The organism is Glutamicibacter sp. NPDC087583, assembly GCF_044743685.1.
Taxonomy (GTDB): domain Bacteria; phylum Actinomycetota; class Actinomycetes; order Actinomycetales; family Micrococcaceae; genus Glutamicibacter.
This window is the reverse complement of sequence record NZ_JBIUWY010000007.1, coordinates 155,703-163,264: the sequence shown is the minus strand read 5'-3', so window position 1 is coordinate 163,264 and position 7,562 is coordinate 155,703. Positions and strand designations below refer to the sequence as shown.

At 61.2% G+C, this 7,562-nt stretch carries 3 protein-coding genes, 1 tRNA gene, 1 other RNA gene and 1 pseudogene; 5 read left to right on the top strand and 1 reads right to left on the bottom strand.

Annotated features, from left to right (window positions below; all coding sequences use genetic code 11):
* Positions 1–132 precede the first annotated feature (132 nt).
* Positions 133–217: transfer RNA gene (locus ACIOU9_RS15945), tRNA-Ser, on the bottom strand.
* A 5-nt stretch (positions 218–222) separates the two neighbouring features.
* On the opposite strand from ACIOU9_RS15945, the gene ACIOU9_RS15940 reads away from it, so the two are divergent.
* From ACIOU9_RS15940 to recR, 5 genes and pseudogenes are all read left to right on the top strand, one after another.
* On the top strand, positions 223–1,947 hold the full coding sequence (locus tag ACIOU9_RS15940; protein WP_332594873.1) for a DUF222 domain-containing protein: 1,725 nt from the start codon (positions 223–225) through the stop codon (positions 1,945–1,947).
* 107 nt (positions 1,948–2,054) lie between these two features.
* Positions 2,055–2,151, top strand: an RNA gene (ffs, locus tag ACIOU9_RS15935) — signal recognition particle sRNA small type.
* A 28-nt stretch (positions 2,152–2,179) separates the two neighbouring features.
* A complete protein-coding gene (gene gluQRS, locus ACIOU9_RS15930) occupies positions 2,180–3,097 on the top strand; it encodes a tRNA glutamyl-Q(34) synthetase GluQRS (RefSeq protein ID WP_402697508.1) in 918 nt (305 codons plus the stop codon).
* Positions 3,098–3,109: 12 nt separating this feature from the next.
* A complete protein-coding gene (locus ACIOU9_RS15925) occupies positions 3,110–6,748 on the top strand; it encodes a DNA polymerase III subunit gamma and tau (RefSeq protein ID WP_402697506.1) in 3,639 nt (1,212 codons plus the stop codon).
* A gap of 90 nt (positions 6,749–6,838) precedes the next feature.
* Positions 6,839–7,429: pseudogene (gene recR, locus ACIOU9_RS15920) on the top strand (recombination mediator RecR); the annotation flags it as partial.
* Positions 7,430–7,562 lie beyond the last annotated feature (133 nt).

Below are 7,562 nucleotides of genomic sequence, written 5' to 3'. Positions count from 1 at the left end.
CTCCATCGACCCCGGCAAATCCTATTGGCCCGATAAACAGAAATCCCCCGGCCGGTGGCCGGGGGAAACTGATAATAATTTGTAAAGCATGTCGCTACTCATCTGTAAACGATGTCTCGACTCTTCACACGGCGGAGGATAGGGGATTTGAACCCCTGAGGGCGTTAACCCAACACGCGTTCCAGGCGTGCGCCATAGGCCGCTAGGCGAATCCTCCTCAGTTTGCTCCGTGGAGCAGGATCCAGCATATCTAAATTCTCGCTCAATCACGAATCGGACGTTTCCACGTTGCTTCCCAGCTCATTCTTGAGGCGTCAAACCCCTGAAATTCGGTCATTTTGCACCTTTTCACCATCCCGATCTTTTCTCCAAAGGCTGCCGTTTGAACAGATCAATACTGTAAACATGAGTAAAAGAGAGGTATTTCACAGCCAAGACGACCCTCGCCGACTGCCTATCAGCCCGCCCGGGACAAGGAGTATCCCCGGAATCGATGGTCTTTGGGCCGCGAACCTGGACAAAGACAATCTCTTTACCCAGATCGCCGCTACCGCCATAAACCTTTATGACCAGTCGCCGGTCACTGCATCCGCCCAGGGCCTGGAGCGGCTGAAGACCATTGCCCGGCTGCACAGCATGCTGGATGCTGCCGAGGCAGCGGTGTTGGCCGATAGCTACGAGTATTCGGTCGCCGAGACGATCAGCCACGGAACCCAAGAGCCGCTGCTGGATGACCCCGGCACAACGGAAGAAACAGCTGAAACTCATTCTGCCTACTTCTACGGTGTCAATCGCTCCGACGAGTCGCTGATCCGTTCTTCCTTTGTTGCCGAGGCATCGGTGGCAATGCGCTCCTCGGAAAAGAAAGTCCAGGACAAGTTGTTCTTCGCCGAAGGACTGCGCCATCTTTGCGCAGACACTTTGGATGCCCTGAGCGTCGGTGAGATCACGACCAGATCCGCGCAGGAGATCGTCAAGCACTCTCAGGATCTGGCACCCGAGGACGTGGCACTAATGCAACGAACCTTGCTGCCGATAGCGCGGCAGGCCGCTGACTCCGCGATAGCCCTACGTGCCAGGAAAATGCGTGAGCGATTGCATCCAAAGCCCATTGAAGAACGCCACAAGAAAGGTGCGGAGGACCGCAAGATCACCTATTGGCACGAGGCCAATGGAATGAGCGTGATTCAGCTGCATCTGCCGGTGGAAAAGGCGTTGGGCATTATCAATACGGTCAATTGGCATGCCGTACGCAATGTTGATCCAGCTGATAATCGGACCGAACAGCAACGACGGCTGGACATTGTTTGCGATGCGTTGCTCGATGGTTGGCCCGCAACCGAAGGGACCCCGCTCAAAGCTCGTGTAGCTGTCACGATTCCTGCGCTGGAAATGCTGGCCAACCCTAAACGCGCACTAGCTGACCTTGAGGGCTACGGGCCGATCCCAGTAGGGACAGCGCTGCTGATCGCAAAAGACGCCCCGTCTTTCATCAAGGTGCTCACCGATCCTTGGTCAGGGGCAGCTATAGACGTGGGCCGCGAAAAGTACCGTCCGTCCAAGGCGCTGCGTGATCTGCTGCGAAATCGGGATATCGTCTGCCGCTTCCCCGGGTGCAATCGGCCCGCCGAAGCATCCGAGATTGACCACATCGATGCATGGGCAAAGGGCGGGCACACCACGCGCAGCAATACGCATTTATTGTGCAAGCGGCATCAGATGTTCAAGCACGTGCTGGGATGGCAAGCCACCTATCTTCCGGACGGTTCAGTGAACTGGCGCTCCCCCAACGGCATGATCTGTGTTGAGCTTCCCGGCAGCGTCACCAGCGTCCAGAACTTCGACTTCGAGAAGGAGCAGACGCCCATGTTGCCTACCGTCCAGCTCAATGACCGCGTTCGACGCGTACTTGGGTGGCTAGAACCGCCTGAAGAAGCGACCGGCTGAGGACGAACAGCATTTTTGGTCAAGCTCTCTGAGCCATGATTTGCAAGCTGAGAGCAAGCGCACGCCTGCCGATTTTCATCCAAGCGCCAACCTCGGGTAGTATTTTTGGTGACCCCTCGTGTGGTGTCATCCTGTTGAACTCCCCCAGGACCGGAAGGTAGCAAGGGTAGATGGGCTCTGGCAGGTGCATGAGGGGTCTTTTACTTTCTTACGCAAGCCGAATGGAGTCCACGTGGGCGCTGGCCGTTTCGCCCCTAGCCCCTCGGGGCCACTCCACCTTGGCAATTTGCGCACGGCCATCCTCGCTTGGCTTTTCGCCCGCTCCTCGCAACGCAAATTCCTACTGCGCATTGAAGACTTGGATCGTGTTCGTTCCGGCGCCGAAGCCACCCAAATTGCTGAATTATCGTCCTTGGGCCTTGATTTCGACGGCGAAATCCTCCGACAGTCCGACCGCCTTCCGATTTATCTCCAGGCCGTTGAGCGGCTCAAGGCCCGCGGCTTGGTCTATGAATGCTTCTGCTCGCGCAAGGACATCGCCGAAGCCGGAAGTGCTCCGCATGCTGCGCCCGGCGCCTACCCGGGAACCTGCCGCGATCTGAGCGCCAGCGAACGCTCGGCTAAAGCGCAGAACCGTCCAGCCGCCTTGCGACTGCGTTCAGAAGTGAACGATTTTTCTGTTCATGACGAACTATTCGGCGATTACACCGGTGCGGTAGATGATTTCGTCCTGGTCCGCAACGATGGAGCTCCCGCCTACAACCTTGCGGTTGTCGTCGACGATGCGTTCTCAGGCATCGACCAGGTCGTGCGCGGAGATGATTTGCTCTCTTCTGCGCCGCGGCAGGCCTATCTGGCAACGCTACTGGGCTACACGGTCCCGGCCTACGCGCACGTACCGCTGGCACTGAACACCAAGGGCCAGCGCTTGGCTAAACGCGACGGTGCAGTAACACTCGAAGAGATCACCGAACAAGGTGTGCATCCAGCCAACGTTGTGGCGATTTTGCTAGAGTCATTGGGCTTGCCCAGCACAAGTTTGCAGGCAGCTCTGGAAGCTTTCGATCCGGCGAATCTGCCACGTGAACCGTGGACCGTCGAACCATTGAATATTGTCCAACAGCTGATGCCTAAAGCATCAGGCAACTGATAGGGAACCGGTGTGAGTACAGCGCTATATCGCAGATATCGTCCCGATACGTTTGGCGACGTTATCGGCCAGGAGCACGTTACCGCGCCCTTGATGACGGCGCTGGAGAAGAACCGCGTCAACCACGCCTACCTATTCTCCGGTCCGCGCGGTTGCGGCAAGACGACTTCTGCCCGCATTTTGGCCCGTTGCTTGAACTGCGAGCAGGGCCCTACGCCCGTTCCTTGCGGCACCTGCCCAAGCTGCGTGGACCTTGCCAATGGTGGCCCGGGTTCGCTGGACGTCATCGAGATTGACGCGGCCAGCCATGGTGGCGTCGATGATGCCCGCGATCTGCGCGAGCGCGCAACCTTCGCGCCAACTCGCGACCGCTACAAGATCTTCATCATCGATGAGGCCCACATGGTCACGGCGGCAGGCTTCAATGCCTTGCTGAAGATCGTTGAAGAGCCACCGGCGCACATCAAATTCATCTTCGCGACTACCGAGCCGGAAAAGGTCATCGGCACCATCCGCTCGCGTACCCACCACTACCCATTCCGCCTGGTTCCGCCAGAGGCATTGCTGGCGTACCTGCAAGTGCTCTGCGAACGCGAAAGCGTCGCGGTAGCCGAAGGTGTACTGCCACTGGTGATCCGTGCTGGCGGCGGTTCGGTCCGCGACACTCTTTCGGTGCTGGATCAGCTGATCGCTGGTGCCCGCGATGGCAACCTGGATTACGAGACGGCCATTGCACTGCTGGGCTACACCCACTCGACACTGCTCGATGAGGTCACCTTGTCGCTGCACGAATCCGATGGCGCTGGTCTGTTCGGTGCGATTGACCGCATCATCCAGACCGGTCTGGATCCCCGGCGCTTCGTTGAAGACGTGCTGGAGCGCTTCCGCGATCTGATCATCGCCAAGGCCATGCCAGAAGGCCTTGAGAAGATCTTGCGCGGCGTACCCGAAGACCAGCTTGAATCCCTTCGCTTGCAGGCTGGCCTGGTCGGCGCAGGCGAACTATCGCGCTGGGCCGATGTCACCAACAAGGCCCTGAGCGAGATGACCGGCGCAACCTCGCCTCGTCTGCACCTGGAATTGCTGGCCGCGCGCTTGATGCTGCCCGGTTCGCAGAATTCCGACAGCGCTTTTGCCGCTCGGCTGGATCGGTTGGAGCGCCATGCGATGACCGGTGGAGCGCTGCCTGCGCTTGATGAGAACGACGCTGCAAGTGCTGGTGCCTCAATGAACGCCACTCCTAACCCGGGCGCCGCGCGTCAGGGTGCTGCCGCAGTACGCGAAGCCCTGGCCGCCGCCAAATCCCGTCGTGACGGTGCACCCGAACCGGCTGAAGCGCAGGGCGAACCAGTGGCTGGCGAACAGGCCCCACAGGTTCAGCCAAATCATGCCCAGCCTCAACCGCAGGCTCCAGAGGCTCCAGCGCAAATGCAGCAGCCCGTGCAGCACGCAGAACCAGTTCTAGCTCAGCGCACCGAGCAGCCTCAAGAGACTCCGCAGCCAGTACCTGCCGAGCAGGAAACGCATCCTCAGCAGTCCGCGCCATCACAGCCACAGCCACAGCCACAGCCACAGCCACAGCCACAGCCACAGCCACATGATGATGATCCAAATGCTCCGCTGGATCCAGGCGCGGCAGCGTCGCTGAACACTGGTGAAGCCGCTGACTGGGGCGCAACTTGGGGTCCAAAGGGCGAAAACTACTCGGTGACCACCGAGGTGCAGCCTGGTCCGAGTATTCCGGCAGCTCGTCCGGAAGGCGTGGCACCATTCAGCTTGGTTCCCGATCCTTCCAGCGGTGAAGACCTGTCATTCGGCACCGGGGTCTCCATTGATGACGTGAAGCAAAATCCTGCCATGGCCGAATTCGCACGTCGTGCAGCTGCCAACCGAACACCACAAGCACCGCAGTCGGCACAGCCACAACAGGCGCCGCAGTCGGCACAGCCGCAACAGGCACCAGAAGCTAGCCAGGCTGGCGTGGGTGCTCAGCGCCATGCTGCCCACCAGGCGCAAGAACAAGCCCAACGCGAACAAGCTGAACGCGAAGCACAACAGCGCGCCGCACAAGAACAAGCCCAACGCGAACAAGCTGAACGCGAAGCACAACAGCGCGCCGCACAAGAACAAGCCCAACGCGCTCAAACACCGCAACAGCAACAGCAACAGCAACAGCAACAGCAACAACAGGGTGCTCAGCAACCTCAACATGGTGCCCCTAGCGGGATGCCGCAGAGCCAGCCAGCACCACAGGACACCGGCTCACCGGTGGCGATGTTCCAGCAAGCGTGGCCAACGATCTTGCAGCAGTTGCAGGGCAGCTCGCGCGTCCTGCATTCCATGGTTGCCACCTATGGCTCTGTGGCAGGCTTCGATGGCCGCACCCTCACCTTGGCGTTCAGCAATACTGGCCCAATCGTGAATCTGCGCAACCGGCCGGATCTGATGAATACGCTGACCGGGGTTCTGTCCCAGGTCACCGGTGCACCGATCGAAGTGGTCCTCACCGAAGGCGGCTCCAACCCCAACGGTGGTGGTTCCCCAAAAGGTGAGCGCCGGCCAATCCCGGCGCCAACCCCAGCACCAACTAAGTTCACCAAGGCTGTAAGTTCTGCTGGGGCGGCTGCGCGCGCTGCGGCACGGGCCCAAGCTGCCGCTCCGGCACCGCAGCAGCGTCCGGTATCCGCTGTGCCAAGCTCGGCACCAGTCGCGCCTGCACCACGCGCCCATGACGGGTACGACAGCTCCTACGATGACGTCCCGCCTCCAGCGGATGAACCCTACTTCGACGAGCCACCGTTCCCGGATGACCCGTACTACGTGCCAGCTGGTTCTGTTCCGGAAGCGCAGCAGGTTCAGCCGCAGCAACAGGCTCCGGTCCCGGCCGTGGCTCCGCAGCCGACCCCGGCAGCGCCAGCACCGGCGCCGGCGCCGGCGCCGGCGCCGGCGGCTAGTGCACCACGGAGTTTCGGTGGACCTCCGGTGGCTCCCAAGCCCCGGATGACTGCCGGAATGACGGCGCGCCAGGCTGAGGGCGGCGTTCCGAACATTGCACGTCCGGTTTCTTCGACCCCGTTGCACCCGGAAAGCACCACCGATTCCTTCGGGAATCTAGCGGTTGGCGAATCCGGGCAGCAGGCTCCACAAGCTATGGCGCCATCAGCTCCATCGGTTCCGGAAACCCCGGCGCCGCGGGCTGCCCAAACGCAGCCGCAGGTCCGCCCCCAGCACCAGGAACAGCCTCGCCAGGAACCGGCCGCACCGCTGCAACCCCCGGCAGCCCCGCAGCCGGCCCCTGAATCCGCTCCGGGATGGGGCGCTCCACAGGCTGAACCGGCACCGGATCCTGCGGATTCGGCACCGGCGGTCTCAGGCCGCATGAGCCGATACCAGCAGCTGATGGACCAGGCGAAGAACGCACCCAGTGCCCCGGCGCCTGCCCAGGCGGCGCGCGGCTGGGGCGGTCCTGCTTCGGCTCCCGCGCCTGCTCCGGTGCAAGAGCCCGAGGAATTTGTCCCGAGCGACGATGATATCGAGGTCGAGGATTCGGCACTGATCGGTGTTCCAGCCGTGGAACGCCTGCTCGGCGGCATGGTCATCGAGCAGCGTGACGTCAACGGGAATGTAGTGGAAATCAAACGAAGCTTGTAGCCGGCACCACGGCGAACTGTCGGAGTGAGACACTAGGGTGTACCACGGAACGATTTCACGGTATTGAAGCAAGCTAGAAAGTAGGCGCACGTGTACGAAGGTGCTGTACAGGAACTGATCGACGAGCTCGGTCGCTTGCCTGGCATCGGCCCGAAGTCGGCTCAGCGCATTGCTTTCCACATTCTTGACGCCGATGCCGAGGACATGACCCGGCTCGCCGCCTCGATCCAGCTGGTCAAGGAAAAGGTGAAGTTCTGCGAGATCTGCTTCAACATCTCGGAGCAGGAAACCTGCGCCATTTGCCGCGATGAACGTCGCGATGGCACCAAGATCTGCATCGTGGAGGAGTCCAAGGACGTCCTGGCCATTGAGCGCACCCGGGCGTTCTCCGGCAAGTACCACGTGCTCGGCGGTTCCATTAATCCGCTGGCAGGCATTGGCCCGGAACAGCTGCACATCCGCGAGCTGGTAACCCGCTTGGCCGATGACTCGATCACCGAACTGATCCTGGCCACCGACCCGAATCTCGAAGGCGAAGCCACCGCCGTGTACCTGGTGCGCGCGCTAGCCCCTTTGGGCATCCACATCACCCGGTTGGCCTCCGGCCTGCCGGTGGGCGGCGATCTGGAATACGCCGATGAAGTGACCCTGGCCCGCGCCTTCGAGGGACGTCGCGCTGCCGGCCGCACCGCGCCGGGTCCGGCCCGCGCCAAGGCCCAGAAGCAGGGATCCGAGGAGCAGGCGCCGCAAGATCAGTCCGGAGAAGCTGCAGAGAAGCCAAAAGCCCAGCTATCCGAACCTCGCCTGCTGCACG